Origin of the sequence: Micromonospora sp. WMMD736 (assembly GCF_049179015.1) — a bacterium.
In the GTDB taxonomy this organism is placed as follows: Bacteria; Actinomycetota; Actinomycetes; order Mycobacteriales; family Micromonosporaceae; genus Micromonospora.
The window spans coordinates 3,801,001-3,826,190 of record NZ_JBMHMI010000001.1; the positions used below are offsets into that span (position 1 = coordinate 3,801,001).

At 72.8% G+C, this 25,190-nt stretch carries 20 protein-coding genes; 8 read left to right on the forward strand and 12 right to left on the reverse strand.

The features are described 5' to 3' along the window. Positions 1–54: 54 nt before the first annotated feature. Entirely contained in the window at positions 55–2,931 is a 2,877-nt protein-coding gene (locus ACN269_RS16855; protein WP_421473325.1) for an ATP-binding protein, read from the reverse strand. A gap of 156 nt (positions 2,932–3,087) precedes the next feature. Next, positions 3,088–3,297, reverse strand: a complete 210-nt coding sequence (locus ACN269_RS16860) for an FmdB family zinc ribbon protein (protein ID WP_421473326.1) — start codon at positions 3,295–3,297, stop codon at positions 3,088–3,090. Positions 3,298–3,334: 37 nt separating this feature from the next. Between ACN269_RS16860 and ACN269_RS16865 the strand changes: the two genes are divergently transcribed. The 3 genes from ACN269_RS16865 (at position 3,335) to ACN269_RS16875 (ending at position 9,393) form a co-directional block, all read left to right on the forward strand. Continuing rightward, positions 3,335–4,939 carry a lytic murein transglycosylase gene (locus ACN269_RS16865; protein WP_421473327.1) on the forward strand — a complete coding sequence of 535 codons (1,605 nt, stop codon included), beginning with the start codon at positions 3,335–3,337 and terminating at the stop codon, positions 4,937–4,939. A 67-nt stretch (positions 4,940–5,006) separates the two neighbouring features. Further along, positions 5,007–6,023 (forward strand): GNAT family N-acetyltransferase, encoded by a 1,017-nt coding sequence (locus ACN269_RS16870; protein WP_421476378.1) that lies wholly within the window; start codon positions 5,007–5,009, stop codon positions 6,021–6,023. A 91-nt stretch (positions 6,024–6,114) separates the two neighbouring features. After that, positions 6,115–9,393 (forward strand): lamin tail domain-containing protein, encoded by a 3,279-nt coding sequence (locus tag ACN269_RS16875; RefSeq protein ID WP_421473328.1) that lies wholly within the window; start codon positions 6,115–6,117, stop codon positions 9,391–9,393. Positions 9,394–9,450: 57 nt separating this feature from the next. On the opposite strand, the gene ACN269_RS16880 is transcribed toward ACN269_RS16875, so the two are convergent. Together ACN269_RS16880 and ACN269_RS16885 are read right to left on the reverse strand one after the other, a co-directional pair. Next, complete coding sequence (locus ACN269_RS16880) at positions 9,451–10,092, reverse strand: helix-turn-helix domain-containing protein (RefSeq protein ID WP_421473329.1); 642 nt, start codon at positions 10,090–10,092, stop codon at positions 9,451–9,453. 148 nt (positions 10,093–10,240) lie between these two features. Continuing rightward, positions 10,241–10,588 (reverse strand): MerR family transcriptional regulator, encoded by a 348-nt coding sequence (locus ACN269_RS16885; protein WP_421473330.1) that lies wholly within the window; start codon positions 10,586–10,588, stop codon positions 10,241–10,243. A gap of 57 nt (positions 10,589–10,645) precedes the next feature. On the opposite strand from ACN269_RS16885, the gene ACN269_RS16890 reads away from it, so the two are divergent. Next, on the forward strand, positions 10,646–11,218 hold the full coding sequence (locus ACN269_RS16890) for an NADPH-dependent FMN reductase (protein ID WP_421473331.1): 573 nt from the start codon (positions 10,646–10,648) through the stop codon (positions 11,216–11,218). A 9-nt stretch (positions 11,219–11,227) separates the two neighbouring features. Beyond that, on the forward strand, positions 11,228–12,754 hold the full coding sequence (locus ACN269_RS16895; protein ID WP_421473332.1) for a DHA2 family efflux MFS transporter permease subunit: 1,527 nt from the start codon (positions 11,228–11,230) through the stop codon (positions 12,752–12,754). Here the strand turns inward: ACN269_RS16895 and hemB are convergent. From hemB to ACN269_RS16920, 5 genes are read right to left on the reverse strand one after another with little or no spacing between them, the layout of a single operon-like run. Further along, positions 12,705–13,688 (reverse strand): porphobilinogen synthase, encoded by a 984-nt coding sequence (hemB, locus tag ACN269_RS16900; RefSeq protein WP_421473333.1) that lies wholly within the window; start codon positions 13,686–13,688, stop codon positions 12,705–12,707. The genes ACN269_RS16895 and hemB overlap by 50 nt on opposite strands. Positions 13,689–13,712: 24 nt before the next feature. Beyond that, a complete protein-coding gene (locus tag ACN269_RS16905) occupies positions 13,713–15,293 on the reverse strand; it encodes a uroporphyrinogen-III synthase (RefSeq protein WP_421473334.1) in 1,581 nt (526 codons plus the stop codon). Beyond that, entirely contained in the window at positions 15,290–16,258 is a 969-nt protein-coding gene (gene hemC / locus ACN269_RS16910) for a hydroxymethylbilane synthase (RefSeq protein ID WP_421473335.1), read from the reverse strand. Before hemC ends, ACN269_RS16905 begins: the two co-directional genes overlap by 4 nt. After that, on the reverse strand, positions 16,255–17,652 hold the full coding sequence (locus tag ACN269_RS16915) for a glutamyl-tRNA reductase (RefSeq protein WP_421473336.1): 1,398 nt from the start codon (positions 17,650–17,652) through the stop codon (positions 16,255–16,257). The genes hemC and ACN269_RS16915 overlap by 4 nt, the downstream gene beginning before the upstream one ends. Next, a complete protein-coding gene (locus tag ACN269_RS16920; protein ID WP_421473337.1) occupies positions 17,649–18,419 on the reverse strand; it encodes a redox-sensing transcriptional repressor Rex in 771 nt (256 codons plus the stop codon). Before ACN269_RS16920 ends, ACN269_RS16915 begins: the two co-directional genes overlap by 4 nt. A gap of 686 nt (positions 18,420–19,105) precedes the next feature. Between ACN269_RS16920 and ACN269_RS16925 the strand changes: the two genes are divergently transcribed. From ACN269_RS16925 to ACN269_RS16935, 3 genes are all read left to right on the forward strand, one after another. Further along, on the forward strand, positions 19,106–20,080 hold the full coding sequence (locus ACN269_RS16925) for an IS110 family transposase (RefSeq protein ID WP_421472077.1): 975 nt from the start codon (positions 19,106–19,108) through the stop codon (positions 20,078–20,080). Between the two features lie 203 nt (positions 20,081–20,283). Further along, positions 20,284–21,585: a sensor histidine kinase gene (locus ACN269_RS16930; protein WP_421473338.1), complete on the forward strand. Its 1,302-nt coding sequence runs from the start codon at positions 20,284–20,286 to the stop codon at positions 21,583–21,585. 40 nt (positions 21,586–21,625) lie between these two features. Beyond that, positions 21,626–22,282 (forward strand): response regulator, encoded by a 657-nt coding sequence (locus tag ACN269_RS16935; protein WP_421473339.1) that lies wholly within the window; start codon positions 21,626–21,628, stop codon positions 22,280–22,282. Here the strand turns inward: ACN269_RS16935 and ACN269_RS16940 are convergent. The 3 genes from ACN269_RS16940 to ACN269_RS16950 are packed head-to-tail and all read right to left on the reverse strand — an operon-like array spanning position 22,263 to position 24,827. Next, positions 22,263–22,928, reverse strand: a complete 666-nt coding sequence (locus ACN269_RS16940) for an HAD family hydrolase (protein ID WP_421473340.1) — start codon at positions 22,926–22,928, stop codon at positions 22,263–22,265. The two genes, ACN269_RS16935 and ACN269_RS16940, sit on opposite strands and share 20 nt — an antisense overlap. Positions 22,929–22,945: 17 nt before the next feature. Next, the gene (locus ACN269_RS16945) at positions 22,946–23,200 is read right to left on the reverse strand and encodes a glutaredoxin family protein (RefSeq protein WP_355050810.1); all 255 of its coding nucleotides are present in this window, start codon (positions 23,198–23,200) and stop codon (positions 22,946–22,948) included. After that, positions 23,190–24,827 (reverse strand): AMP-binding protein, encoded by a 1,638-nt coding sequence (locus ACN269_RS16950; RefSeq protein ID WP_421473341.1) that lies wholly within the window; start codon positions 24,825–24,827, stop codon positions 23,190–23,192. Before ACN269_RS16950 ends, ACN269_RS16945 begins: the two co-directional genes overlap by 11 nt. Positions 24,828–25,190: the final 363 nt, after the last annotated feature.

A 25,190-nucleotide genomic window follows, 5' to 3' on the forward strand; every position in this document is an offset into this window, starting at 1 on the left:
CCGGCCCACCGGCGTGTCGTGGCAATAACTTCATGATCGACCCGGGGGGCCGGGTTAGGCGTGTTCGGTTTTCGTGGCGGGGTGTTGGGGTGGGGTGGGGTGGGTGGGGTGGGTGGGGTGGGAGGGGTGGGAGGGGTGGGTGGGGTGGGTGGGGTGGGAGAGGTCCGTGCTGAAGCGGGTCGAGTCCGCCGCCAGGTCCGGGTGTTCCACGTCGAGGGCGAGCGCAACCGCCTCGTCCAGGCTCAACTCGGCGCCCTCCGAGTACGCGTCGTCGAACGCCACGTCGCCCATCATCGCCCGCAGCTCGGCCTGCTGGTCGGCCCAGTAACCGCCGTAGATGCCGGGTGTCGCCCGCATGGTCGTCCGGGTGGCCTGCGCCGCGCCGAACAGCCGCGCGGCGGTCGTCCGGTCCCCGCCGAGCGCACACCGAACCGCGATCGCGTTGAGCGTGTCGCAGGCCCGGCCGTGGTAGCCGTGCCCCATCCGCGAGCGCAGCGCCACCAGCAGGTGCTCGTGCGCGGCGATGACGTCGCCCCGGGCCAGCGCGACCATCCCGAGGAGCATGTCCACCGAACGCCGACCGCGTTCGACCGGGCGGGCGGCCTCGACCGGACGCGCCGCGCCCAGCAGGTCCGCCGCCTCCGCCAGCGCGCCCCGCCGCCAGAGCAGCTCGGCCAGGCTGAACACCGCGAACAGCGCCTCGCCCACCACGTCCTGCCCGTGCGCCCAGTCGATGACCTCCCGGCAGACCCGCTCGGCCTCGAAGAACTGACCCATGTCCACGAGCGGCGCGGCCCGGCCGGCGAGCACCCGGGCCAGCAGACCGGCGTCACCGGCCTGCCGGGCGGCGGCCTCCGCCCGCTGCGAGTAGCGCAACTCCTCCGCGAACTCCCCGTCGGCACCGGCGTGCAGCGAGTGCATGTGGTACGCCGCCGCCAGCTCCGCGTCCGGGATCCGCTCACCCGTCTCGGCGATCCGTCCGTACAGCCGGAACAGCCAGAGACGACCCTCCCGCGCCAGCCCGCGCTCGCGCCACCACTGGTCCAGCCCACTCGTCAGGCGCAGACCGGCGCGGGCGTTGCCCCCGGTGGCACACCAGCGCAGCGCGGCCCGCAGCTCGTCGGCCAGCGGATCGAGGGTGTAGAGCGACAGCGTCACGGGCCGCCCGTCCGGGCCGAGGTGGGCCCGTTCCAGAGCGTGCGCCGACCACGCCACGTGCCGGTCGCGGGCGGCCTGCTCCTCGCCCGCCTCGGCCAGCCGTCGGGCCGCGTACGCCCGGATCGGGTCGAGCATCCGGTACGAGCTGCCGGCGGCACGCGGCTCGGCCAACACCATCGACTTGTCCACCAGCACCGACAGCGGATCCAGCGGGTCGTCGCCCAGCAGCCACTCCACCGTCGGCAGGTCCACCGGCCCGGCGAAGACGGCCATCCAGCGCAACAGCCGCGCGGCCCGCGGCCCCAGCGTCCGGTACGACCAGGTCACGGTGGCCTGCATGGTCAGGTGCCGTTCGGTGGCCGACCGCTGCACGGCCCGGCTCGCTGCGGTGGGCGGCGGCGTACCGATCGCGGCGGCCACCAGGTCCACGGTGTCCTGTTGGTTGCCGGACCAGCCCCGCTCCACCGGCGGCGGCTCCGGGTCCTCCCGGCCGGCGTCCAGCGTGCCGAGAACGTCGTCCAGCCGCTCGGCGAGCTGACCGACGGAGAGCACCCGCAGCCGGGCGGCCGCCAGCTCGATGGCGAGTGGCAGCCCGTCCAACCGCTGCACCACCCGGCGCAGGTCGGCCGATTCGGCCGGGTCCGGCTGCCGGCCGCCACGGGCCGCAGCGGTACGGTCCAGCAGCAGCGCGACCGCGTCGCTCTCCGCGCCGTCGGCGCGTGGGTCGACCGAGAGCGGCGGTATCCGCCACACCACCTCGCCGGGCAGGCTGAACGACTCGCGGCTGGTCGCCAGCACCCGCACGCCGCCCCCGCCGGAGAGCAGCCGCGAGATGACCTCGCCGCAGGCGGCGGGTTGCGTGTCGCAGGTGTCGAGCACGACGAGCATCCGGCGGGCCGCCGCGTACTCGACGAGCGTGTCCAGCATCGGGCGGCCCGGCTCGGGCCGCAGCCCGAGTACCGCGGCGATCGCGAACGCCACCAACCCCGGGTCGGTCACCGCGGCGATGTCGACGAACCAGACCCCGTCGGGGTACGCCTCGACCACGCCACCGGCCAGCTCCACGGCGAGTCGGGTCTTCCCCGCGCCGCCCGCGCCCAGCACCGTGACCAACCGGTGCCGCTCGACCAGCCCACTCAACTCGGCGCGCTCGACCTGCCGCCCGACGAACGACGTCACCTGGGTCGGCAGGTTGTGCGCCACCGCCTCGGCGGTACGCGGGCGGGGGAACTGCCGTTCCAGCCCGGGAGCGACCAGTTGGAACAGTCGCTCCCGGTCGTCGAAGCCACGCAGCCGGTGCAGGCCCAGGTCCAGCAGGGTGGCGCCCGGTGGCAGCGGGTCGGCCCGACGGGCCGTGGACGCCGAACAGAGCACCTGACCGCCGTGCGCCGCCGCGGCCACCCGGGCGGCCCGGTGCACCTCGGGGCTGGCGTACTCCCCGTCGCGGGGCTCGGCGTAGCCGGTGTGCAGACCCATCCGTACCCGGGGAGCGGCCTCCTCGGTCGGCCAGTCGTGGTTCGCCAGGGCCCGCTGGGCGGTCAGGCAGGCCGTCAACGCCGCGGCCGCGTCGTCGAAGGCCAGGAAGAACGAATCGCCTTCGGTCAACAGTTCGGCACCACCGGTGGCGGCCAGCGTGCGGCGCAGCAACCGTCGATGCTCGGCGAGCACCGGGCGGTAGTCCGCGCCGAGCAACTGGGCCAGCCGGGTCGAGCCCTCGATGTCGGTGAACACGAAGGTCACCCAACCCCTCGGGAGCTGGATCCGTGGCGACATGCGTGGAACCTCCGCCCGTGACGTCGGGTTCATGCTGCCTGAGTCCGAGCGGTCACGCATCGTGAGAACGGCCGGGCACGTGCCGCCTCAAGGTGCCACTCGAACCCGGTCCCGGCAAGGCCGGTTCACGAGTCTGCCGCCGAAACCGCCGCCGGGTCAGCAGCCGCAGGCGCCACCGCAGCAGCCGCCACCACCGGACGCCTGGGCGGCGCCGGTGCCGCGACCGGTGACCGACACCGCCGAGAGCAACTTGACCGTGTCGGCATGGCCCTGCGGGCAGGTGGCCGGCGCTCCGGCCTCCGCCATCGGACGGTTGACCTCGAAGGTGTCGCCGCAGGCGCGGCATCGGAACTCGTACCGGGGCATGCGACCAAGAGTACGTGGACCTGACGCCCGTCGGGACATGAGTGATACTCGACGAGTGGTGGACGGGGAAGACAAGACGCGTGTGCAACCGCTTCGACCGGCCGCGCCGCTGGACGGGCCCCTGGCGGAGTCGGGTGCCGCGCCGGATCCGACGCCTCCGGCCGTGCCTCGCCCCCGCCGGCCGTGGCTGAGCGGCGGCACGACCGACGCGAAGACCACACCCCCGGCCTCGGCGGACGCCGCTCCCCCCTCGACAGTCGACGCTCCGGCCGCTGACCAGCGCGAGGACGCCGCCACCGACGACATCGCCGGGACGGCCGTCCCCACCGCCGATGCCGTCGGTACGGACACCGCCGTCGCGGACCGGGCCGAGCCGAGCACCGAAAGCCCTCCGCGCGCCGACGGCGACGGCGACGACCCGGCGAAGGCCGGCGCCACGACCGCCGACCCGGCGAAGACCGACACCACCGACGCCGACATGGCGACCGCCAGCACCACGACCGCCGACCCGGCGAAGTCCGGCGACGCGAAGACCGGCGACGCCAAGACCGGCGACGCCAAGACCGGCGACGCCAAGACCGGCGACGCCAAGACCGGCGACGGGACGGTCGCGGCCGGCGCCACCGACCTGACGGCGACCAAGGTGGACGGCGTCGCTGCCGTACCGACGGTCACGCCCGGTCGGCGACGGCGCGTGCCGTTCGCGCACGCCGTCCGGCTGCCACCGCCGCGCCAGGCCGCGGTCACCGCCGCCCGGGCGACCCGGGAGTGGTCCCGCCGACCCAGCGGCCGGCTCACCGTCCCCGGGGTGTTCCTGCTGGCCCTGGTCGCGGCGACCGCCGCAGCGGGAGCTTTGCTCGTGCCGGCGACCATCGGCGGGTCGAAGCCGGTGGCCGTCGACGCCTCGGCAGAGCCGACCGTGGCCGTGCCGCCGGCGCTGCCCCTCGAGCCACGGCCGACCGGCCCGCTGCCCACCGGGGCGGTGCCGACGGGTGCGGTGCCGACCGGGGTGTTCCCCACCGGCGTCGTGCCGACCGGGCCGGCCGTCGCTCCCACGTTCGGCGGTCGTCCGTCGGACGCCCTGGCCGGTTGGGCACAGCAGGTCGGGGCCAAGGTCGGCATCCCACCGACCGCCATGCAGGCGTACGGATACGCGGAGCTGATGCTCGCCCAGACCAACCGTAGCTGCGCCTTGAGCTGGACGACGTTGGCCGCGATCGGTCAGGTCGAGTCCGGGCACGGCTCGGCCAACGGCGCGCGGTTGGGCGCCGACGGCAAGGCGCTGCCAAAGATCATCGGACTGCCGCTGGACGGCAAGGGCGACCGGATGCGGATCATCGACACCGACCGCGGCGTGCTCGACGATGACAAGGTCTACGACCGGGCGATCGGGCCCATGCAGTTCATCCCGACGACCTGGCAGGAGATCGGGGCCGACGGCGACGGGGACGGGGTCAAGGACCCGCACGACCTGGACGACGCGGCGCTGGCGGCCGGCAACTACCTCTGCAAGGGTGGCCGCAACCTCAGCATCCCCGGCGACTGGTGGAACGCGATCCTGTCGTACAACGACGTACGGCGGTACGCCAAGGCCGTCTACGACACCGCTGACCGGTACGGACGGGTCAGCCGGACGATGTGATCGTCCACGTACATTGGAGGGCCGGACACTTCCCCCGGGCAGCCGTTAGCGGCAAGCTAGACGGGTGATGGTGCGCGAGTGGGACCCCAGGACCGCGTCCTCCGCCGAGATCGCGTCGCTGTTGACCACGTTGAACGCGGTACTCGCGGCCGATCTGCCCCAGGACCCGCCGTGGCGGGAGACCTCACTGCGGGAATACCTGGCCGAGGTGATGCCCGGTGAGCGGCGCATCTCCTGGCTGGCCCAGGCCGAACCGACCGATCCCGGCGCGGTCGGTGCCGTTCTCGGGCAGGTCCATGTGCTGCTGCTCGGTGACATCGGGGTGATCGAGGTGCTGGTCCACCCCTCCGCCCGACGCGGCGGCCTCGGTCGTGACCTGGTCCTGCGCGCGGCCCGGCGGGTCTACCAGGAGGGCTTCCGGTCGATCGGCGTCGAGGTGGTCGGCGACACGCCGGCGGTGGCCTTCTACGAGTCGCTCGGCTTCACCCGGGAGTACGTGGAGACGCGCAGCGTGCTCGACCTGACCTCGGTGGACTGGGCCGAGTTGACCGAGATGTCCACCGGCATCGGTGCGGGCTACCACCTGGAGTTCTACCCGGGCGGGCCACCGGACGACCTGATCGAGTCGTACGCGCGGGCCAAGGCCGAGGTGCGCGACGTCGAGGACGGCGAGCTACGTCCCAGCTCCTACGACCCGGAGCGCCTGCGGGACAGCCTGGACACCCTGCACCGGCGCGGCATGAAGCCGTACATCGTGCTGGCCCGGCACGAGCAGAGCGGTGAGGTGGCCGGCCTGACCGAGGTCGTGGTGCCCGCGCAGCACCCGACCCGCGCCGACCAGTACGACACGATCGTCGCGCAGGACCACCGGGGTTACGGCATCGACCGGGCGATCAAGGCGCGGATGCTGCTGGAGCTGCGCTCCGCCGAGCCGGAGCTGGTCGAGGTGCAGACCTGGAACGCGCAGGCCAACGAGGCGATGCTCAAGGTCAACGCGGAGCTGGGTTACCGGCCCGACCGGGACTGGTGCGAGTACAGCGTCGACGTCGCTGAGCTGGTGCACCGCCTCGATCCACCGCGCTGAGGAATTCACGAAAGTGTCCACTGGGGGATGGACGGTGGACAGTGGGGCACCTTAACGTGCGTTGACCCCGTCCACCCATCGTGGAGGCCCTATGCGCCCGCGCCGCACGACAGCCGCGCTCGCGATCGCCACCGCCGCAGTGACCGTCACGGCTCTCGGCGTCACACCCACCGCGGCCAGCGCCGCGCCCACCGACCTCTTCATCTCCGAGTACGTCGAAGGCTCGTCGAACAACAAGGCGATCGAGCTGTTCAACGGCACCGGCGCTCCCGTCGACCTCACCGCTGGTGGCTACCAGCTCCAGCTCTACTTCAACGGTTCCACGACGGCGACCACGATCGCGCTGACCGGGACGGTCGCCGCCGGGGACGCCTTCGTGTTCGCCAGCGCCTCGGCCGGGGCGGCGATCCTCGCCCAGGCGGACCAGACCACCGGGGCGAGCCTGTTCAACGGTGACGACGCGATCGTGTTGCGGCGGGGCACGGTCGTGCTCGACTCGATTGGGCAGGTGGGCGTCGACCCGGGCACCGAGTGGGGCACGGGCACGACCAGCACGGCGGACAACACGCTGCGTCGGCTGCCCTCGGTGACGGTGGGCGACACCGATCCGTCAGACGCGTTCGACCCCGCCGCCCAGTGGGCCGGCTTCCCGGTCGACACCTTCGACGGGCTCGGCGCGCACAGCGTGGACGGCGGTGGGCCGGTCGACGTCCCGGCGACGGTGACCTGCGGCGGCCCACTGGTCACCGGATCGGGCACGGCAGCGAGCCGGGAGGTCACCGCGACCGACCCGGACGATCGGATCGTCGACCTGGCGGTGACCGGGGTCAGCCCGACGCCGGCCAGCGGCTCGATCACCCGTACCGCGTTCACCCCCGCCGACGTGGTGGGCGGCACGGCCCGCGCCACGGTCGGCGCGAGCGCCGACCTCACCGCCGGGGCGTACACCGTCACCGTGACCGCGACCGATGCGGGCGGTGGCACCGCGAGCTGCGCGCTGGTCGTGCAGGTGACCAGGGAGCTGACCGTCGGGGAGGTGCAGGGCCCTACCACCGACGCCGAGTCCGGCCCCGCCGACCGGTCGCCGCTCGCACCGGCGAGCGGCAACGGCACGAGCAGCACGATGTACGACGTCCGTGGCGTGATCACCCAGCGGACGCTGGCCCGTACGTCGGCCGGGGCGGAGCAGAACGGCTTCTTCCTGCAGAGCCGCAGCGGCGACACCGACGGCGACCCGACCAGCTCCGACGGCATCTTCGTCTTCATGGGCACGTTCACCTCGCTGGTCGGCGGCTACGTGCCGACGGTCGGTGACGAGGTCGTGCTGCGGGCGCGGGTCTCGGAGTACTACAACTTCACCCAGCTCTCCGGCGCCTCGCTGGTCCGTCGGATCGCCACCGGCCTGGACGTGGACACGGCGGTCGCGGTGACCGACGCGGTGCCGCCGGTCGAGGTGATCGAGGCGCAGCGTTGGTGGGAGCGGCACGAGGGCGTCCGGCTGCGGGTGCGCGCGGGCAGCGGCGCGGTGAGCGGCCGCGACGTCTTCTCGTCCACGGCCGACGCGGAGCTGTGGGTCGTCGACCGGGACGATCCGCTGCTGGACCGTGCCGACCCGTACGCCCGGCGGGTCTTCCGGGACTCGCACCCGCTGGACAATGACCCGACCCGGCGCTTCGACGACGGCAACGGGCAGCGTGTGCTGCTCGGCAGCATGGGCGTGAAGGCGACCGCCGGTGACAGCACCGCGCTGCTCCCGCCGGCGCACACCTTCGACACGCTGCGCGCCGACGCGGTGGGCGGCGTCTACTACTCGTTCGAGAAGTACGGCGTGCAGGTCGAGCGGGCCGAGTTCGACGCCGGGGCCGACCCGTCGAAGAACAACCCGCCGAAGCCCGCCGACCGCTCCCAGGAGGTCGCGGTGGCGACCTACAACGTGGAGAACCTGTACGACTACCGCGACGACCCGTTCGACGGCTGCGACTTCACCGGCAACGCCGGCTGCACCGGTGTCACCCCGCCGTTCGACTACGTGCCGAGCAGCGAGGCCGACTACCGCCAGCACCTGGCATCGCTCGCCGACCAGATCGTCGAGGATCTGCACGCACCCGATCTGATCCTGGTGCAGGAGGCCGAGGACCAGGACATCTGCACGGTCTCCGGAACGGCGCTGGCCTGCGGCGACACCAACGACGCCGACGGCGCTCCGGACAGCATCCAGGAGTTGGCGCTCGCGGTGGCGGCGGCCGGCGGTCCGGCGTACGCGGCTGCCTACGACCGGACCGGCGCGGACGCCCGCGGCATCACCGCCGCGTTCCTGTACCGCACCGACCGGCTGTCCCTGGCGTCCGCGACGGCGAGCGATCCGCTGCTGGGCGCGACGCCGACCGTGCAGTACCGCGCCGCCGGCCTGCCGGGCAACGCCGACGTGCAGAACCCCAAGGCGCTCAACGCGGTGTTGCCGTCCGACGTGGACACGTCGACCGGCAAGGACGGGAACAACGTCTTCACCCGGGCACCCCAGTTGGGCAAGTTCAGCGTGGCCGCGGCACCGGGCTCGACCGAGCGGTTCACCCTGTACGCGTTGAGCAACCACTACTCGTCCGGTCCGGACAGTCGGATCGGGCAGCGGCGGGAGCAGGCGGCGTACGGAGCGGCGATCGTCACCGCGATCGAGGCGGCCGACCGGAACGCCCGGGTGGTGTACGGCGGTGACCTGAACGTCTTCCCCCGGCCGGACGATCCCCTCGCCACCGCCGCCCAGCCCACACCGTCGGACCAGCTCGCTCCGCTGTACGAGGCGGGCCTGCACAACCTGTGGGACAACCTGGTGGCGGACGTGCCGGCCTCGGCGTACTCGTACAGCTTCGAGGGTCAGGCGCAGACGCTCGACCACCTGTTCGTCAACGACGCGCTCTACGGGGACCTGGTGCAGGTGCGGGCGGCGCACATCAACGCCGACTGGCCGGCGGAGTTCACCGGTGACGGCTCGCGGGGTTCCAGCGACCACGACCCGCAGGTGGCGAGGTTCCGCTCGCGGGCGGCGTTGACCGTGGCCGACACGACGGTGGTCGAGGGTGACCAGGGCACCCGGCAGATGGTGTTCACCGCCACCGTCTCCCGGCCGCTGTCGCAGCCCGTGCTGCTGTGTGCCGCGACCGTCGGTCTCACGGCGCAGGCGGGCTCGGACTTCGACGCGTACGCCGGCTGCAAGGTGCTGGCCGCCGGCGACACCTCGCTGACCTTCCCGGTCAGCGTGCGGGGTGACCGGCGACGCGAGTCGGACGAGAAGTTGACCCTGCTGGTGGCCGGCGTGCCCGGCCTACGGCTGGCCGATCCGCTCGCCACCGGAACGATCACCAACGACGACTGAACCAGGGCGCTGACGGCCCACCGTCCGGTTTTCCCGGAGGGTGGGCCGTTCGCGGTCTCAGTAGTATTCGTCGATGATCGGCGGCGGTGGCACGTGCCGATGCTGCGCGACCCGCACCTCCCACTGGCTGCGGCGGCGCCGCGCCGCACGGTCCGCGGAGCTGCGGTGGTAGGTCTCCGGTGGCCGCGCCAGCCCGTAGATGTCCCCCCACCACTCCCCCGGCTCGGGATCGAGGATCGTGTCGAGGTGCGAAGGATAGCGCCGACCCGCACCGTCGTGGACGTCTTCCCGGTCGGCCATCGGCTGGACGATCCGTCCTTCCTGATCCACCACGACCAGGTAGAGGCCGCCCGCGCCGAGCAGGCGTTCCAGTACAGCAAGGCTCGGTGTCAGGCTGCCCGCCTCGACCCGCCCCACCGTCGACGGTGACACCCTGGCGAAGCGGGCGAGCCGAAGTTGGCTCAGCCCGACGATCCGACGTGCGCGGCGAACCAGACCGGCGATGGGAAACCGACCGACGGTAGGGCCAGGGGGAAGAGGAGGTTCGAGCGCCGACGTCATCTCACCACCATCGCCCGTGTCGGCACCCGGCTCAATCCCTGTGGATAAACCTGTGGACAACTGAGGACCGGGCTGGCGCCGGGCCAGCGCCGGGCCGGGGCAGCCGGGGCAGCCGGGACAGCCGGGACAGCCGGGCATGGTTGACCGCCTTTGCTCTGCTTCAACGGACGCAACAGTTGAAACCCAAAAGTGTTGCGTCCGTTGAAGCAGAGCAAAGGGCGCGTGAAGGGGTACCGGACCTCCTCGGGCCGGTTGTCAGGATGGGTCGCTCAGGGCCCGGGCGAGGTCAGAGGTCGCAGAGGCGGCGGCCGGAGCCGATGTCGTCAAGCGCCGCGTGCAGGTCGCGGATGCGCCGCTCGGCCTCGGCGGTCAGCCGATCGTGCAGGCTCTGCCAGTCGGCCGGCTGCGGGTCGGGGGGCAGCGCCGCGAGCAGGTCGCGGATCTCGTTGACGGTCAGGCCGACGCGCTGGGCCACCCGCGCCACCCTGATCCGACACGCCGCGTCGACGTCGAAGCGCCGCTGGTTGCCGCTGGTACGGGCAGCCGTGATCAGGCCCTGCCGCTCGTAGAACCGTACGGCGGAGCCGCTGACCCCGCTCTCCCGGGCCACCTCGCCGACCGTCAACGTGCCCATCGCCAGTCCCCCGCCGCCATTGACTTCACCATTACTTCAAGTCCTAGCGTCCGAGGCATGACCATGCAAGAGGACACCGCACCGACCGTCGCCGTGCTCGTCGGGAGCGTCCGGCAACCCCGGTTGGGCCGCTCGGTCGCCGACTGGTTCGTCGCGCACGGGAGCCGCCGCAACGACCTGGACCTGGACCTAGTCGACCTCGCCGAGGTGGCGCTGCCGTTCGCCGACACCCCTCCCGGCGGTAACTCGACCAGCCCGATCAGCGCCCGGTTGGCCGCCGCCGACGCGTTCGTGGTGGTGACGCCCGAATACAACCACAGCTTCCCGGCCGCCCTGAAGAACGCCATCGACTGGCACTACCGGGAGTGGGCCCGCAAGCCGGTGGCCTTCGTGTCGTACGGCGCCAGCTCCGGCGGGATCCGCGCGGTGGAGCAGCTCCGGCTGGTCTTCGCCGAGGTGCAGGCCGCCACGACCCGCTCCGGGGTGGTGCTCCGGGCGCCCTGGGAACGGCTCGACGTCGACGGGCGGCTGGTCGACGACGAGCCGCTCCGGCAGGCGGCCGACGCCATGCTGAGCGAGTTGGCCTGGTGGGCCGAGGCGCTGCGTACCGCCCGCCGGATTCGGCCATGAGCAGCCGACATGGACACGTCCGCGCGACGGCTCGGCTGGTACCTGACCCTGGGTGGTCTCCTCGCGGTGATCGACACCACGGTCACCGTGGTGGCCCTGCCGAGGTTGGTCGACGACCTCGACACCGACCTCGCCACGATCGGCTGGGTCACCAGCGGGTACGCGCTCGCCCTGGTCGCGGTGATGCCCACCGCGGCCTGGGCGATCGGCCGCTTCGGTGCCCGCCGCACCTACCTTGCCGCGCTGCTGCTGTTCACCATCGGCTCCGTGTTGGCCGGGGCCGCCTGGAGCGTCGGGTCGCTGATCGCGTTCCGGGTCCTCCAGGGGCTGGGTGGCGGACTACTCAACCCGGTCGGGATGGCCGTCGCGCTCGCCGCCGTACCGCCGGGGCGGCGCGGACGGATGATGAGCCTGCTCGGCCTTCCGGTGCTGGTCGGGCCGCTCATCGGACCGGTGCTGGGTGGGCTGCTGCTCGATCACGCGTCCTGGCGGTGGATCTTCTGGATCAACCTGCCGGTGGGGCTGGTGGCGATGCTGCTCGGACGCTCGGTGCTGCCGGTCGCCGACGCGCGACGACCACCGGTCCGGCTGGACGTCGTCGGGCTGCTGCTGCTCTGCCCCGGCCTGGCGCTGGCGGTGTACGGCCTCAGCGTCACCGGTGAGCGGGGCGGCGTCGTCACCGCACCCGTACTGCTGCCGTTCGCGCTCGGCGTCCTGCTCGTGGTCATCTTCGCCGTACGGGCCGGCCGGATCCGGCAGCCGCTGCTGCGTCTGGCCGTGCTGCGCGCGCCGGGAATGACCCCCGGCGCCGCAACGGTGGCCCTCTTCGCCGCCGGATACTTCGGCTCGTTCCTGATCATCCCGGCCTACGTGCAGGTGGTACGTGGCGACTCGGCCACCCTGGCCGGCATGATCGGCATCCCGCAGGCGCTGACCACCGGGCTCACGCTCCAGGTCGCGACCCGGCTCGTCGATCGCGTCTCGGCGCGGCGGGTGGTCGGGCTGGGCATCTGCACCGCCGTGGCCGGCACGGTGGTCCGGGTGCTGGTGCTCGACGCCGACACGTCGTACCCGTTGCTGGCCGCGCTGGGGGCGGTCATCGGCCTGGGCATGGGTGCGACGCTGATGCCGACGATGACGGCGGCCAGCCGGTCCCTTCCGCCCGACGACCTACCGTCCGGCTCTACGCTGCTCACCACGGTGTCACACACCTCGGTCGCGGCCGGCACGGCGCTGATCGCCGCCGTCCTGTCCTTCCTCACGGACCGGGTGGCCCCGAGCCTGGGTGGCGGGGGCATCACGGCGGCCGGAAGGCTCGACCCGGCCGGACGCCTCGACCTTGCGCCGGAACTGGCGATGGCCACCCGGCTCACGCTGGCGGTCTCGGCCGTGCTGCTGGCGCTCGCCTGGCTGACCAGCCGGCGACTTCCGACCACCGTCGCCGGTGCCGACGAGGCGGTCGGCCCGGGCGGAGCCGGGGAATCGCTCAGTAACGCTGGCGGAGCAGACCGGCGGCCTCGACCGCCCAGTAGGTGAGGATGATCTGCGCGCCGGCCCGCTTGATCGAGGTGAGGGTCTCCATCATCACCCGCTCCCGGTCGATCCACCCGTTCGCGGCGGCGGCCTCGACCATCGCGTACTCGCCGGAGACCTGGTAGGCGGCGACCGGGACGTCCACCGCGGCCCGGACCGCCGACACCACGTCGAGGTACGGCAGCGCCGGCTTGACCATCACCATGTCGGCGCCCTCGGCGACGTCGAGCGCCACCTCGCGCAGCGACTCGCGCAGGTTCGCCGGGTCCTGCTGGTAGCTGCGCCGGTCGCCCTCCAACGCCGACTCCACGGCGTCGCGGAACGGGCCGAAGAACGCGGAGGCGTACTTCACGGCGTACGCCAGCACGGACACGTCCTGGTGTCCAGCGGCGTCGAGCGCCCGGCGTACCACGCCGACCTGGCCGTCCATCATCCCGGACGGCCCGACCACGTGGACCCCGGCGGCGGCCTGGGCCACCGCCATCTCGGCGTAGGCGGCCAGGGTGGCGTCGTTGTCGACGTCGCCGTCGGGGGCGAGCACTCCGCAGTGCCCGTGCGAGGTGAACTCGTCGAGGCACAGGTCACTCATCACGACCGTGCTGTCGCCCACCTCGGAGACCACGTCGCGGATGGCGACGTTCAGGATGCCGTCCGGGTCGATGCCGCCGGACCCGGTGGGGTCACGCCGTGCGGGGACCCCGAAGAGCATGATCCCGCCGACGCCGGCCTGCACGGCCTCGGCGGCTGCCTTGCGCAGCGAGTCCCGGGAGTGCTGGAGCACCCCCGGGAGCGACGCGATGGCCCGTGGCTCGGTCAACCCTTCCTTGACGAACATCGGCACGACCAGCTCGGCCGGGTCGACCCGGGTCTCGGACACCAGTCGGCGGATCGCGGGGGTGCGGCGCAGACGGCGGGGCCGGATCTCGGGGTACGACATGGAAGGGTCCTCCTCGAACGACGACTACCGGAAGCGCAGAGCGGTCGGCCCCTGCACCTTCGAGCCGCGGCGCTGCTTGGCCGGCATGGCGGCCAGCTTCTCGCGCAACTCGACGGCGTAGGCGGCGAGCGCCTCCACCAGGTCGGGCACCGAGGCGTGCGGCGGCTGGACGTCGACCCGCAGGCCGAACTCCGTCGCGGTCTCCGCCGTCTTGGGCCCGATCACGGCAACAACCGTGCGCGCGTGCGGCTTCCCGGCGATACCGACGAGGTTCCGCACGGTCGACGAAGACGTGAAGAGCACCGCGTCGAAGCCACCCGACTTGATCGCGTCCCGGATCTCGGCCGGCGGCGGCGCGGCCCGCACCGTCCGGTACGCGGTCACGTCGTCGACCTCCCAGCCGCGCTCGGTGAGCCCGGCGGCGAGCGTCTCGGTGGCGATGTCGGCGCGCGGCAGCAGCACCCGACCGACCGGGTCGAGGATCTCGTCGTGCGGCGAGAACTCGGCCAGCAGCCCCTCGGAGGACTGCTCCCCGGCGGGGATCAGCTCCGGCTGGATACCGAACGCGCGCACCGCGTCGGCGGTCGCCTCGCCGATACAGGCGATCTTGACGCCGCCGAAGTGCCGAGCGTCCAGGCCGTGCTCGGCGAACTTCTCCCAGACCGCGCGGACCGCGTTCACCGAGGTGAAGATCACCCAGGCGTACCGGCCGTCGACCAGGCCCTTGACCGCCCGCTCCATCTGCGCCGGGGTACGCGGCGGCTCGACCGCGATGGTCGGCACCTCGCACGGGATCGCCCCGTACGCGCGCAACCGGGCGCTCATCACGCCGGCCTGCTCCTTGGTGCGGGGAACCAGCACCTTCCAGCCGTACAGCGGGCGGTTCTCCCACCAGCTCAGCTTGTCCCGCTGGCCCACCCCGACGCCGACGGTGAGCACCACCCGGCCGGTGAAGCCGAGCGCGGCGGCCACGAAGCTGTCCACGGTCGACGTGGTCGTGTACTGGGTCTCGCCGGTGCCGTCGCCGGTCACCGCGACACCGGTGCTGCCGTCGACCCCGGCGGCCAGCAGACCGTCCCGGACGGCGGCGAGGTCACCGGCGTCCACCGCCAGCGCGAGCGAACCCCGGCCGACGGCGGCGGCCAGCGCCTCGAAGTCCAGCGCGCTGACGTCCTCGACGTCGGCGGCGGTACGCACACCCGGCAACGGAACGCCCGCGTAGGTGGCCACACCCTCGGCCTGACCCACGCCGGGTACCACCTCGAAGTGGGCGGCGGTACGGGCGACGGCCTGCACCTCCTTGACCACCGAGTCGTGGCCGAACGGGTCGCCGGCGACCAGGTGCACCGCGTTCAGCCCGGACCGGGCCGCGGAGATCAGCACCTTCGCCACGTCCCCCGGGGCGCCTTCGGCCGGGGTGAACTCGGCGTCGTCCCTGGCCTCGGCGCGGACGGCGGCGAGCAGCGACTCCGGGACTCCCCGGTCGTAGATCACCTGGTCGGCGTCGACCAGGGCGTCGTGCGCCCGGCGGGTCAGCAGACCTGGGTCGCCGGGGCCCGCCCCGACGAACGCGATACGGCCGACGGGCTTACGGGTGCGGGTCATTCTGTGCTCCCAAATTGCTGGGTCCCCGGGCCGGTGTGTCCTTCGTGGCCGAGGATCGAGTCGGCGCCGAGTTCGAGGAGTTCGGCGGCGAGTGCCTTACCGATCTCCGCCGCGTCGGCGGGCGTTCCGGTGCGGGACAGCCGGAGGTCACGAGTGCCGTCCGGACTGATCACCGCCCCGCGCAGGTAGATCTCATCACCGGTCTCGCCTTCGGCGAGCTCGGCGTAGGCGGCCACGGGTGCGCTGCACCCGGCCTCCAGGGTGGCCAGCAGCGCGCGCTCCGCGATGACCGCGGCGCGCGACGGTGCGTGGTCGAGCGTTCCGAGCAGCTCGACCAGGTCCTGGTCGTCGACCCGGCACTCCACGGCCAGCGCGCCCTGGGCGGGCGCGGGCAGCATCAGCATCGGGTCCAGCGTCTCGGTGATCACGTCGGTCCGGCCGATCCGGGCCAGCCCGGCCCGGGCCAGCACGACGGCGTCGAGGTCGGCATCGGGACCGAGCACCCGCGCCAGGCGGGTGTCGATGTTGCCGCGGATCGGAGTGACCTCCAGTTGCAGGCCGAGGGCGTGCAACTGGGCGATCCGGCGCAGCGCGCCGGTGCCCACGGTGGTGCCGGGCGGCAGCTCGGCGAGCGTCCGGCCACCGCGGGCGACCAGCGCGTCGCGCGGGTCCTGTCGGGGCGGTACCGCCGCGATGTGCAGCCCGCCCGCGCCGGCCGTGGGCAGGTCCTTGTACGAGTGCACCGCGAAGTCGATCGTCCCGGCGGTCAGCGCGTCGCGCAGCGCGGAGACGAAAACGCCGACGCCGAGCCGGTGCACCGGCGCGCTGGAGCGGTCACCGGCGGTGACCACCTCGACCAGCTCGACCGGGCGGCCGGTGGCGGCGGTCACCGCCTCGGCGACGTGGCCGGACTGGGCCATGGCCAGGGTGCTGCCCCGAGTGCCAAGGCGCAGGGGGGCGGTCATCGCGCACCTCCGGTGGGCGGGACGGGATCGGTGGCGTCCGAGCCGGGCGCCGGGTCGCTGTCGGCGGGCGGCAGGCCGAGGTCGGGGCTCAGCACGTCGGGGACGGTGTCCACCGGCGAGGTCTGCGGCACCTGAAGGTCGAACAGCTCACGCAGCAGGGCGGCGTACTGGTCGCCACCGGGCTCGGCGGCGAGTTGGCGGACCTTGACGGTGGGCTGGTGCAGCAGCCGCTGCACCACCCGGTGCACCGTACGGGCCACCTCGGCGCGCAGGTCGTCGCCGAGGTCGGGACGGCGCTGGGCCAGGCGACGCAGCTCGGTGGCGACGACGTCGTCGGCGCGACCCCGCAGCGCCGCCACGGTGGGCGCCACGTCGGCACCGCGCAGCCAGGTGAGGAAGCCCTCCACCTCGCCGGTCACGATTCCTTCGACGGCGGCGGCGTCGGCCGCGACCGGACCGTCGGCGAGCAGCGCCGCCATCCGGTCGATGTCGATCACCTCGACGCCGGTCAGGGCGGCGACGCCCTCCTCCACGTCACGCGGGACGGCGAGGTCGAGCAGGACCAACGGACCCCGGGCCGGATCGCGCTCGGCGAGCGCCGCCTCGACGACCGTCCGGGTGAGGACCGGTTCGGTGGACGCGGTGGCGGCGACTACGATGTCCACTGTGGAGAGCGTGGCGGCCAGCTCGGTCATCGGCGCGGCGCCCGCACCGTACGACTCGGCGAGCCGGACGGCCCGGTCGATGCCCCGGTTGGTGACCGTGAGCGGCCCGGCGCCCAGCCGGGACAGCGTGGCCACCCCGAGCGAGCCCATCGCACCGGCCCCGATCACCAGGGCCGGGCGGCCGGCAAGGTCACCGTCGAGGTACCCGGCCGCCAACTCCAGCGCGGCGGTGACGACGCTCTGGCCGGCCCGGTCGATGCCGGTCTCGGCGTGGGCCCGCTTGCCGACGCGCAGCGCCTGCTGCATCAGCTCGTGCAGCAGCCGGCCGGCCGAGTCGGCGCCGGTGGCCCAGTGGTACGCGTCGCGCAACTGGCCGAGGATCTGCGCCTCGCCCACGACCATGGAGTCCAGCCCGGTGGCGACCCGGAAGACGTGGTCCACGGCGGCGGTGTCGTAGTGGACGTACAGGTGGTTGGCGAGCGCCGCCGGGGTGCTGCCGGCCTGCTCGCCCAGGACGGCGCAGATGTCGCCGAGCCCACCGTGGAAACCAGACACGGCGGCGTACACCTCCACCCGGTTGCAGGTGGAGACGAGCACCGCCTCACTCACGTACGGCTGAGCGACCAGGCGGTCCAGGGTGCGGGTGAGGTCGGCGGGGGGCACGGCCAGCTGCTCCAGCGTGGCAACCGGGGCGGTCCGGTAGGACGCGCCGACGACGAGCAGTTTCACGTGCCGATCGCCTCCTGGGTGTCGGTGGCCGCGAGACCGCCGGGCAGGGCGGTGAGAGCGGACCCGCCGGTGGCGGGCAGCGCGGTCAGCGACGCCTTACGGTGCTCGTGGAAGGACAGAATCTGCAGCTCGATGGCGAGGTCGACCTTGCGTACGTCGACCCCCTCCGGAACAGAGAGTACGCAGGGCGCGAAGTTGAGGATGCTCGTCACGCCGACCGCGACCAGCTGATCGGCGACCCGCTGGGCGGCCGGTGCCGGGGTGGCGATCACGCCGATCGCGATGGACTCCTGGGCGGCGACCGCCGGCAGGTCGTCGACATGGCGTACCACCAGCCCGTTGATCTCCTCGCCGACCCGGGAGGGATCGGCGTCGAGCAGTGCGGCGATCCGGAAACCCCGGCTGGCGAACCCGTCGTAGCCGGCCAGAGCGTGACCGAGATTACCCACGCCGACCAGGGCGACAGCGCGACGCTGTGTGAGCCCGAGCACGTACTCGATCTGCTCTATCAGCAGCGCCACGTCGTAGCCGACGCCCCGGGTGCCGTACGAGCCGAGGTGGGAGAGGTCCTTGCGGAGCTTGGCGGAGTTGACTCCGGCGGCCGCCGACAGACCCTCACTGGAGATCGTTTCGTGGCCGGCGTCGGCGAGGTTGTGCAGCGCGCGCAGGTATTCCGGGAGCCGTGCGACGGTCGCCTCGGGAAGGTCCGGAAGCGCCGGTACGGCACCGGCGCGGCCGGGCGCACCTGGCTGACGGTGCTGACTCATGAGACTCCGTGCGGTGCGATCCTCGGCCAACTCCGCTGGTCGGCCGCTTATGGACTCCCGCTGGCGACCGTGGTTGCCGGCTGTGCTAGCAGGGCGCGTCGGAACTACAGAGTAGGCGCTTGTGAAGACGTGCACAAATCGCGATCTTGCCGCTCCAGCACGCGACCCCACCCGCCCCTCCATTCCACAAGATCGATTGAGCGCTCACCGCCCGCGCGATTATTGCTCAATCCCGACTTCTCTGACCAATCCCGCGCCGCCCCGCTCCCGCCCAGCCCAGACCCCCTCCCGCCGCCACGCCACCCCGCCCCCAACCCCGCGACGCTTCTATAGGTGGGCCGGTTCCGGGAGGCTGGCATCGGTAGGGTTCGACGTCGGTGATCGACGAGTGACTCATGCAAGATCTGGCCGCCGTCAGAGGGTGTGCCGTGGAGTGCGACTTGTCCTCGTGGGTTACCGGCGTCGGCCCGGCCCACCTTGCTGGCCTGATCAGAAGCCTGTCCGCGACTGGTATCGCGTGACTCATCACAGATATGCCGCCGGGTGATCGTCTCCCGGGCCGACGCCGTCCGAACGTCGTCCCGTGCAAGGGAGAAGCGTCCGTGTCTTGCATCCTGACAGATCGCCTGGCCGACCGTGTCGACGCGGTTATCGGTGTGGATACCCATACCGATACGCACACCGCTGTGGTCAGCACCCCGGTCGGGACCGTGTTGGCCGAGATCACCGTGCCGGCCACCGCCGACGGTGCCGCTGTTCTGCTGGCCTGGGCCCGGCAGCAGACGAGCGTGCTGGGAACGGGCCGGCGGGCCTGGGCCCTGGACGGTGCCCGCTGTCACGGTGTCGGCCTGCTACGGGTCCTGCGTGCCGCGGGTGAAGATGTCCTGGAAGCACCCAAACCCGCGACCGGCCGCCGCCGGCGAGGCGGCAAGTCCGACGCGCTGGACGCCGTGCACGCCGCTCGTGCCGTGCTGGCCGCCGATCACGTCGCCGTGCCCCGCATCGACGGCGACCGGGAATCCCTGCGCCTGCTGCACGTCTGCCGCCGCCACTACAGCGACACCCGTACCGCCACCATCAACCTGTTCAAATCGGTGATCCTCACCGCCGACGACGACCTACGCACCCAACTACGTGGCCTGAGCACCCTGCGGCAGGTCCAGCACGCCACCACCCTCACCAACGACAACAGCGGCGACCACCTACGCCGCAGTCAACTAGCAGCCCTCGCCGAGCAGATCCTGACCCTCGACCGGCTCCTGAAAGCCAACCTCACCGAGATCCGCACCCTGGTCGACAAACTCTGCCCGACCCTGCTCGACCAACCCGGCATCGGCCCCGTCACCGCCGCGATCACCCTGACCGCCTGGTCACACCCCGGCCGGTTCCGCAGCGAAGCCGCATTCGCCTCACTCGCCGGCGTCAGCCCCGTCCCCGCCAGCTCCGGCCGCACCGTCCGCCACCGCCTCAACCGAGGCGGCGACCGCACCCTCAACGCCGCCCTGCACACCATCGCCAAAGCCCGACAACGCTGCCACCAACCCACCAAGGACTACGTCAACCGCCGCACCACCCAAGGCCACACCCCAGCCGAGATCACCCGCAGCCTCAAACGCTACATAGCCCGCCAAATCTGGCGCATCCTCGAAGCCACCGCTTGACAGCAACCCTCACAGATCTTGCACTTTCTGTCGCCGCATACCCCCGCGCACTACACAAATCGCCAACAGAAGCTGCAAGATCGGCGCAGGGAGGGAGGGGCTCGCGGGGGCGGGTGCGGGGGGCTTGGGTGGGGGCAGCACTACCGGGGAGAGACCGGGCTTCGGGATGGGGGGCGGGTCGTCGGCTGCCTAGCCTTTGAGCCATGACCGCCCTTGCCGCCACCAGCGATCGGCAGCCGCTGGCCCGGAGCATCCCCCGCCAACTCTTCGTCGACTCCGGGTACGTGCTGCTCAGCCTGCCCCTGGCAGTGGCCAGCTTCGTCGTCCTCATCGCCGGCCTCTCGGCGGGCCTCGGCCTGATGGTCACCGTGATCGGCCTGCCGATCCTCAGCGGCACCCTGTACGCCGCCCGCGGGCTGGCCGACGTCGAGCGGCTGCGGCTGCCCGCCGTGCTCCGGCAGCCCCGGATCCGACCGCATTACCGGCTGCCGGAGGCGGGCGCGAGCGCCTGGCGGCGGATCTTCCTGCCGATGCGCGACGCGCAGTCCTGGCTCGACCTGGCGCACGGAATCCTGCGGTTGATCGTGGCGCTGGCCACCTTCGTGGTGACCGTCGTCTGGTGGGGCGTCGCGCTCGCCGGCTCGCTCTACTGGGCGTTCGACTGGGCCCTGCCCCGCCCCTCCGACGGCGACCAGGACCTGGCGCAACTCCTCGGCCTGGGTGACTCGACCACCGCCCGGATCGGGCTGAACACCGCGGTCGGCGTGTTCTTCCTGATCACCCTGCCGATCGTGGTGCGGGGCTGCGCGCTGCTCCAGGCCAGCTTCGCCCGGGCTCTGCTGACCGGGGTGGCCGAGATGCGGGACCGGATCACCGTGCTGGAGGAGCAGAAGCGGGCGGCGGTGTCCGCCGAGGCGTCCGCGCTGCGCCGACTGGAGCGCGACATCCACGACGGCCCGCAGCAGCGCCTGGTCCGGCTCGCGATGGACCTGAACCGGGCCCGGATGCAGCTCGCCTCCGACCCGGAGGAGGCCGGCCGGACCATCGACGAGGCGGTCACCCAGACCCGGGAGACGCTTGCCGAGTTGCGGGCGCTGTCGCGCGGCATCGCCCCACCGATCCTGGTCGACCGGGGTCTGCCCAGCGCGCTCGCCGCGCTCGCCGGCCGTGGGCTCATCCCCATCGAGCTCCAGGTCGACCAGCAGTTGGGCACGCGGGACGGCCGACTCGACCCGGCGGTGGAGAACACCGCGTACTTCGTGGTGGCCGAGGCGCTCACCAACATCGCCAAGCACAGCCGGGCCACCGAGGCCACGGTCGCCGTGGCCCGCCAGGGCAACCACCTCGAGGTACGGGTGGGCGACGACGGGCAGGGTGGCGCGCACCTGGCCAAGGGGCACGGGCTGGCCGGTATCGCCGACCGGGTGCGGGCGGCCGGCGGTGAGCTGGCCGTGGTCAGCCCGAACGGCGGGCCCACCGAGATCCGCGCCGAACTGCCGCTGTGAACCACCCGGGAAGCGCCTCGGCGTGGTAGACACCACACCCATGCGCATCGTGATCGCCGACGACGCCGTCCTGCTCCGGGAGGGTCTGGTACGACTGCTGACCGAGAGCGGGCACCAGGTGGTGGCCGCCGTCGGGGACGGCGACGCGCTCGTCGAGGCGGTGGTCGAGCACCGGCCCGACGTGTCGATCGTCGACGTCCGGATGCCCCCGACCCACACCGACGAGGGGTTGCGGGCGGCGGTGCAGGCCCGCCAACTGGTGCCGCGTACGCCGATCCTGGTGCTCTCCCAGTACGTCGAGGTGTCGTACGCCGACGATCTGCTCGCCACCACCGGCGGCGCCGGCGGCGGCGGGATCGGCTATCTGCTCAAGGACCGGGTGGCGGCGATCGACGAGTTCCTGGACGCGCTGCGCCGGGTGGCGGCCGGCGGGACGGTGCTCGACCCGGAGGTGGTCGGCCAGCTCTTCGCCCGACGCCGCCGCGACGACCCGCTGCGCGAGTTGACCCCGCGCGAGCGGGAGGTGCTCGCGCTGATGGCCGAGGGTCGGTCGAACACAGCCATCGCCCGCGCCCTGGTGGTGAGCGACGGCGCGGTGGAGAAGCACGTCCGCAACATCTTCACCAAGCTCACCCTCCCGCCGGACACCGAGCAGCATCGGCGGGTGCTGGCCGTCCTCACCTACCTGCGGAACTGACCACCCGGGCGGCCAGGGCCACCGCGTCGGTGAGGGTGTCGGCCACCGGGTGACCGGAGTCGCGCAGCCGGGCCGGGTCGGTGAACCCGCCGGTGTAGAGCACCGCACGACCGCCGACGGCGAGAGCCGCGTCCGCGTCGTCGATCGAGTCACCGATGAGTACGACCGCGCTGCCGTCCACGTCCAGCTCGGCCAGGTGCCGCCGGAGCGACTCGGCCTTGCGGTCGCCGCCGACCGTGGCCCGCAGTCCGTCGACGCGGGTGAAGTGGCCGGTCAGCCCGTACGTGTGCACCGTGGGCACCAGCTCCTCGTGGAACCACATGGAGAGCAGGCTCTGGCTGCCGTCCCAGGCGGCCATCGCGGTCCGCGCGTCGGCGGCCAGCTCGCAGGTGGTCAGCCCGTCGCGGTACGCGTCGTGGAAGATCCGGTCCAGCCGACCGAACGCCTCGTCGTCCACGGCCTGCCCGAGCACCTCGGCGTAGTAGTCGGCGATCGGCCGGCGGAAGCGTGTCCGGTGCTCGTCGGCGGTTACCGTCGGCCCGCCCACGCTGGCGAACGCGGCGTTGGTGGCGGCCACCACCAGGCTGAGGTCGTTGAGCAGGGTGCCGTTCCAGTCCCAGACCAGGTGGGGGTGCGCGGAGGTCATCCGAGCACCCTAGGCCCTCAGAGCTGTGGGGTGGTCAGGTCCCGCAGCAGCCGATCCTCCTCCACCCGCCAGTAACCGTGCTCCTTGCCGTCGAGCATCACCACCGGCAGCCGGTCCCCGTACTCCCGTTCCAGCTCCTCGTCGCCGGTGACGTCCCACTCGACCCACTTGTCACCGGTGACCGCCACCACCCGGTCGAGCGCGGCCTTGGCGTCGTCGCACAGATGGCAGCCGGGTCGGGTGATCAGGGCGAGCCGGGCGTCAGTGGCCATCGGGTACCTCCGTGCGGGCGTCGTCGGCGGATGCGGGCGCACCGGCCGGGGTCGCCGACCGGAGCTGGGTCTTTCGTACCTTGCCGATCGCCGAGTGGGGCAGTGCGTCGACGAACTCGACGGCGGTCGGGCACTTGAACCGGGCCAGGTTCCGTGCGCAGTGTGCGAGCAACTCCTCGCCGCTGACCGGCAGCCCCGGCGCCGGCACCACGTACGCCCGCACAGTCTCGCCGGTTCGCGGGTGCGGCACACCCAGTACCGCCGACTCGGCCACCCCGGGATGCCCGGCGAGCACCAACTCGACCTCGTGCGGATAGACGTTGAAGCCGTTGACCAGGATCAGGTCGCCGAGTCGGTCCACCAGGTGCAGGTCGCCGTCGGAGTCGGCGTACGCGATGTCGCCGGTACCCCACCAGCCGTGGGCGTCCGGACCGTCGCGGCCGTCCGGCCAGTAGCCGTCGAAGAGGTTGGGGCCGCGGACGACGATCTGCCCCGGGTCGGTGCCCGGGCCGGCGTCGGAGATGTCCAGCTCGTCCGTGTCGTCGTCGGGGACGGCCTGGCCGTCGCGCCACAGGTCGACCGAGTCCGGCCCGACCAGGCGCAGCTGGACGCCGGGCAGCGGCCGGCCGATCGAGCCGGCCTTGGCCACGTTGCCGACCAGGGTGGAGGTGAGCACCGGCGCGGTCTCGGTGAGGCCGTAGCCGACGTGCACCGGGTGGCCGGTCGCCGCGGTGAAGCGCGCCGCGACGGCGGGTTCCAGGGGCGCAGCGCCGCACACCGCGACCCGTACCGAGGAGGTCGCCGCGCGGACCGCGTCGGCGTCCGCCCAGGCCAGGAACATCGACGGTACGCCGACCAGCACGCTGACCCGGTGCCGGGCGATCTCGGCGAGCGCCGCCGTCGGGTCGGGATCGTCGAGCAGCACGCCGGTGGCGCCATGGTGGACGACGGCGCCGAGCCCCGCGTTGAGCCCGTACGCATGGAACAGCGGCAGGGCCAGCAGCACCGTGTCGTCCGGGCCGACGACCGGCGGCTCGATGGCGTCGACCTGCTCCTGGTTGGCCAGCAGCGCGCGGTGGGAGAGCATCGCGCCCTTCGGTCGGCCGGCGGTGCCGGACGTGTAGAGCAGCACGGCGAGGTCGTCCCCGCCGCGGCGGGGCCGGGGGTGCGGCCCGGGCTGCGGGGCGGTCGGCGGGGTGTCGTGCACGGCGGTGAGCGCGGGCAGGTCGGCGGCGACCTCGGCGACCAGGGCGCGGACCCGTTCCGTGCCGATCAGCAACGACGCACCCGAGTCGGCCAGCACGTGTCGCAGCTCCGGGGCGGTGAATCCGGGGTTGACCGGCACCACGACCAGCCCCGCCCGCAGCGCCCCGAGCCACCCGAGAATGAAGTCGGGGGTGTTGGGCAGCGCGATCGCCACCCGGGGCGGTGTGTCGGCCGGCTCGGTGGCCGCAACGGCGGAAGCCAGGCCGTACGCGGCGGCGGTCACGGCGGCGTCCAGTTCGGACCAGCTCACCCGCTGGTCCCGCCAGTGCAGCGCGGGCCGGTCGCCGTGGTCGAGAGCCGCCCGGCGGACGCGGTCGGCGAGGTTCGGCGGCGAGGCCGGCGGGAAGTCCTGCACGGTCATCGAGTCTGGCACAGCGGCGGTCGACCGGCCACGCCCGACAGGGCCCCGGTGACGGCCGCAGAGCGTCCCGTCAACGGGACGCCCACCGTGTCACCGACGCACCGATCGAGTCCGGCTGATGGGACGTGCGACGCGCCCGGCCGACGGTTCGGCCGAGCCGGAGCGGCGGGTGGCGACGACCGCTCACCTGATCGGCCTATGTGCCGTCCGACCTGGGGATCCATCCTGGAACAACCGGCCGGCCGAAAGTCAAACGCACACGACGGACAACCGGTCCGCCACCGGTGCGACACAGCGGGAAATACTTCCGCCCTGTGTAACGGACTTGCCACGCGCGGGTGACGTTGGCCCTATTATCACTCG

Bases quoted from the DNA above. Each gene is read 5' to 3' on its own strand.
- ACN269_RS16860 (WP_421473326.1), bottom strand. From the start codon at position 3,297: ATGCCCCGGTACGAGTTCCGATGCCGCGCCTGCGGCGACACCTTCGAG.
- ACN269_RS16875 (WP_421473328.1), top strand. From the start codon at position 6,115: ATGCGCCCGCGCCGCACGACAGCCGCGCTCGCGATCGCCACCGCCGCA.
- ACN269_RS16905 (WP_421473334.1), bottom strand. From the start codon at position 15,293: ATGACCCGCACCCGTAAGCCCGTCGGCCGTATCGCGTTCGTCGGGGCG.
- hemB (WP_421473333.1), bottom strand. From the start codon at position 13,688: ATGTCGTACCCCGAGATCCGGCCCCGCCGTCTGCGCCGCACCCCCGCG.
- ACN269_RS16880 (WP_421473329.1), bottom strand. From the start codon at position 10,092: ATGCCCGGCTGTCCCGGCTGTCCCGGCTGCCCCGGCTGCCCCGGCCCG.
- ACN269_RS16940 (WP_421473340.1), bottom strand. From the start codon at position 22,928: ATGACCTCCGCGCACCCCCACCTGGTCTGGGACTGGAACGGCACCCTG.
- ACN269_RS16890 (WP_421473331.1), top strand. From the start codon at position 10,646: ATGACCATGCAAGAGGACACCGCACCGACCGTCGCCGTGCTCGTCGGG.
- ACN269_RS16920 (WP_421473337.1), bottom strand. From the start codon at position 18,419: ATGAGTCAGCACCGTCAGCCAGGTGCGCCCGGCCGCGCCGGTGCCGTA.
- ACN269_RS16895 (WP_421473332.1), top strand. From the start codon at position 11,228: ATGGACACGTCCGCGCGACGGCTCGGCTGGTACCTGACCCTGGGTGGT.
- ACN269_RS16945 (WP_355050810.1), bottom strand. From the start codon at position 23,200: ATGGCCACTGACGCCCGGCTCGCCCTGATCACCCGACCCGGCTGCCAT.
- ACN269_RS16930 (WP_421473338.1), top strand. From the start codon at position 20,284: ATGACCGCCCTTGCCGCCACCAGCGATCGGCAGCCGCTGGCCCGGAGC.
- ACN269_RS16885 (WP_421473330.1), bottom strand. From the start codon at position 10,588: ATGGGCACGTTGACGGTCGGCGAGGTGGCCCGGGAGAGCGGGGTCAGC.
- hemC (WP_421473335.1), bottom strand. From the start codon at position 16,258: ATGACCGCCCCCCTGCGCCTTGGCACTCGGGGCAGCACCCTGGCCATG.
- ACN269_RS16870 (WP_421476378.1), top strand. From the start codon at position 5,007: ATGGTGCGCGAGTGGGACCCCAGGACCGCGTCCTCCGCCGAGATCGCG.
- ACN269_RS16950 (WP_421473341.1), bottom strand. From the start codon at position 24,827: ATGACCGTGCAGGACTTCCCGCCGGCCTCGCCGCCGAACCTCGCCGAC.
- ACN269_RS16865 (WP_421473327.1), top strand. From the start codon at position 3,335: ATGAGTGATACTCGACGAGTGGTGGACGGGGAAGACAAGACGCGTGTG.
- ACN269_RS16935 (WP_421473339.1), top strand. From the start codon at position 21,626: ATGCGCATCGTGATCGCCGACGACGCCGTCCTGCTCCGGGAGGGTCTG.
- ACN269_RS16855 (WP_421473325.1), bottom strand. From the start codon at position 2,931: ATGTCGCCACGGATCCAGCTCCCGAGGGGTTGGGTGACCTTCGTGTTC.